The sequence below is a fragment of the Pelotomaculum sp. FP genome (assembly GCF_004369245.1).
Taxonomy (GTDB): domain Bacteria; phylum Bacillota; class Desulfotomaculia; order Desulfotomaculales; family Pelotomaculaceae; genus Pelotomaculum_C; species Pelotomaculum_C schinkii.
This window is the reverse complement of sequence record NZ_QFGB01000111.1, coordinates 1-3,443: the sequence shown is the minus strand read 5'-3', so window position 1 is coordinate 3,443 and position 3,443 is coordinate 1. Positions and strand designations below refer to the sequence as shown.

Annotated in this window: 2 protein-coding genes and 1 CRISPR repeat array; of the genes, one reads left to right on the top strand and one right to left on the bottom strand. The window is 39.2% G+C overall.

Features of this window, described 5'->3' with window-relative positions:
- Window positions 1–153: 153 nt before the first annotated feature.
- Window positions 154–1,157: direct repeats of the CRISPR family, unit length 32 nt; unit sequence GTCGCACCCCCTGCGGGTGCGTGGATTGAAAC.
- Window positions 1,158–1,685: 528 nt separating this feature from the next.
- Window positions 1,686–2,843, bottom strand: a complete 1,158-nt coding sequence (locus Psfp_RS20765; RefSeq protein WP_134220415.1) for a phospholipase D-like domain-containing protein — start codon at window positions 2,841–2,843, stop codon at window positions 1,686–1,688.
- A 207-nt stretch (window positions 2,844–3,050) separates the two neighbouring features.
- On the opposite strand from Psfp_RS20765, the gene Psfp_RS21950 reads away from it, so the two are divergent.
- Entirely contained in the window at window positions 3,051–3,218 is a 168-nt protein-coding gene (locus Psfp_RS21950; RefSeq protein ID WP_192895572.1) for a hypothetical protein, read from the top strand.
- Window positions 3,219–3,443 lie beyond the last annotated feature (225 nt).

The window sequence follows — 3,443 nt, the reverse complement described above, 5'->3', positions numbered from 1 at the left end:
AAATAATAACCTCCCCAAAGAAACTGCAAATATTTTAGCAGATTGGGGAGGGTTCTGAATCATCTTTTAGATAATCAATGTGCAAAAAAATCCTGCCTGCCAGGACTACTTTACGAGCAAGATTACATTATACCAAGGAACCCAGCGGGACGCGTCGCACCCCCTGCGGGTGCGTGGATTGAAACCCTGCATTGCCGTAGAAATATAAACGATATTCGGTCGCACCCCCTGCGGGTGCGTGGATTGAAACAATCAGAACTGGACTTAGACGCGGCGAGCTTTTAGTCGCACCCCCTGCGGGTGCGTGGATTGAAACAAGTTGATAAATACATGCAAGATAAAGAAAACAGTCGCACCCCCTGCGGGTGCGTGGATTGAAACACGCAGGCTTACACTATTAAGGACAACCCAAGTCGCACCCCCTGCGGGTGCGTGGATTGAAACTGATAATCTACCCAGACGGAAGGAAGGTTGTCGTCGCACCCCCTGCGGGTGCGTGGATTGAAACAGTAAAAATATTAATCAAGTGCTCAATGTTGAGTCGCACCCCCTGCGGGTGCGTGGATTGAAACTCTCGCATAGCCCTAACTGCTACAACAAAATGCGTCGCACCCCCTGCGGGTGCGTGGATTGAAACATGCTTAACAATGCCGATGCGCTTAAAATAATCAGTCGCACCCCCTGCGGGTGCGTGGATTGAAACTTGAATATTAGGAAGTACCTATTTTTCATCCTGAGTCGCACCCCCTGCGGGTGCGTGGATTGAAACTCAGGGATACTATCTACAACATGTACACCATCAGTCGCACCCCCTGCGGGTGCGTGGATTGAAACTCGATCAGGCGGTTATTACGCCTAGAACAACCCGTCGCACCCCCTGCGGGTGCGTGGATTGAAACAAACCGGTTGGCCCAACAGCGCCAAGGTCCTGGTCGCACCCCCTGCGGGTGCGTGGATTGAAACCCATAATCACATATCCATCAGGGACGAAAGGCTGTCGCACCCCCTGCGGGTGCGTGGATTGAAACTAATATCAACCATAAATCGGCAATAAAACCAAGTCGCACCCCCTGCGGGTGCGTGGATTGAAACCCCAATCTCCCGGTATATCTGGGCGTTGTCGAAGGTCCACCCCCTGCGGGTGCGTGGGTTGAAACCACCCCGTCCCAGCCCATTCAATCTTACATTAATCACAAGATTACACACTTTCACACACAACCAGTAACAGTGGGGTTTATATTCCCATCCAAATAAACTGCCTGTCTATGCCTCCCCCCCGGACTACCAAAATCCAGCTATGTCGGGACTGGGGCCACAGCAACCGGTAGCATTCCCAGCCCACAGCCACAAACCAGATTACCCTTCCCTGCGATGTTGATAGTTATCTACCAGTAGCCCACCCATAACCCTGCCTATACCAGATTACTCAGCAAGGCAATTCTACGAAAAAGCGAACCACCAATGTTGGCAGCTTACAGGCAACGAAAGCTGTTCCCTGGCGATAAGCAACCCGCCAACTTACCCGGTCCCTGATTGTGGTCTTATAGTTAACCGGCAGCTTTTTTCACTGATGAAACTCCGCTTTCCAGAATGCCCTGCAAAGCTAGTGTAAATTATCCCCTGGTATGATTTTCCTTGCCCGGTCCATTATCGCTTGCCACAGGAGAAAAGAACACCAAGTAATGCTACAGCTTAAAAACACCATCAATTGTATCGATAATTTCATTGTTTTTAAGGTTTAATAAATTTTCAATCTCTATTCTATGATGATGAATTTTAAATGAACTTGAAATCCAATGTTTAAAAATATTAATAGCGTATAACATTGTACTTTTCCAACTATCTATAAGTGGTTTAGGAAATTTGTTTTTTAAATCCCACTCAAATTTTAAATAAACATGATTGTGTTCTTCGGATTTGGCAAATCTACGAGAAAAAGGGATGTTTTTTATAACCGTAATATCATTAAAATTGTTAAACATTAAAGTATCTATCCCTAATACAATGTGATAAATATTATTCTTTCTTTTTATACTTATCACTTCCCATTGCCCAATATTCATAGTTAACTTTTTATCTTTAGTGAATGTTGTTGATAATATTCCATTATTCTCACAGCTAAATGTAAACAAATCATAAGCATATTTAAAATAAAAAAAACCCACTAATGCTTCTTCCAAATTAGAAAAAATCTTAACTATATCAGATATTAAACCATTATTTCCTATTGGTTCATGAACTCCATTCTTTTTGTTTTTAAGTTTTTTGCCAAGTTTGGTTGGTTTAACAGATATTAGTGGTCTATTTAATTCTTTTAATGCCGCCTTTGTTTCGTTTGCTCTAGATTGCAACAAAGGTAGTTTAGCATAAGAACATCTCAAATAATCTTTGGATGCTAATTTAGAACTATCAATTAAATTTGTTATCCAATTGTTTACTTCTAAAATTATACTATTATCAGAAACCAGAATGTTACCTTCATGGTTCCTACCCATACCATTATTGGTAAAATTGGCTGAGCCAACTAATAACTTACCGCCTTTTAGTAGGATTTTTGCATGTAAATTTGGTACATCATACACCTTCAAAATTTCTAATTCGATTAGATTAATAAAAAAATTTAACTCACTATCTGTTGATATATTTGTTTTTAATTCCCCTATATCTGTTATTAAAATGGAATCATTATTTATTTTGCAGAATTCAATAATAATATGGATATTAAAATATGGCGTTAAGAGGTAACAAGTTCCCGATTCTTTTAGTACGTCCTTAATTGCCTCATCAAAAGGATTTGTTTTTTGCGGTTGGTTTTTGACATCATGTGCAATAAATTTTAACATTTTTTCACCTTACTAAAAATATTTTGTTAACTAAGTCTATAATTCTAACCTAGATAAACTTTCCTTTTCAACATTTAGATAAATTATTTTGTTAAATCTAATAAAATCTAAAATATATCATTATTGTATGACAAAATTTTTGAGTAATAATAAATTAAAATTTTATTTATAAATATAATCTCTTTCCATGGTGGAGGTATTAATTTAATGCTGATAAATAGAAGCCTAAATACATATAAGAAAATAACAGAAAAAGAACAATTTTTAATAAATTCAACAAAACTAACACGCTGGCAACAGATGGAATGTTTGATTTATGCTCGTGCCATTTTAGAAAAGCTTAATATTTTATGGAAAGATGCAAAAATAAGCTAACTGAAAAGGAAGTAGCAATGATTTATAGAATAGTAAGGATGAACAAACATCAAAAACAAGAGTTAGCTTTTGCTAATAAGTCTGCGAAGGTATCCCAGGATAGCCTTTCGAATAGACTTTGCGAGTGGTTTTCGTTGTTTGGCTATTTTCAGATAGTCTTTTCTCGCCCGCTTGCGGTAGGTACGGGGCTTTTTGTCCAGTCCGAGATCTTGATTGTACAGGGTG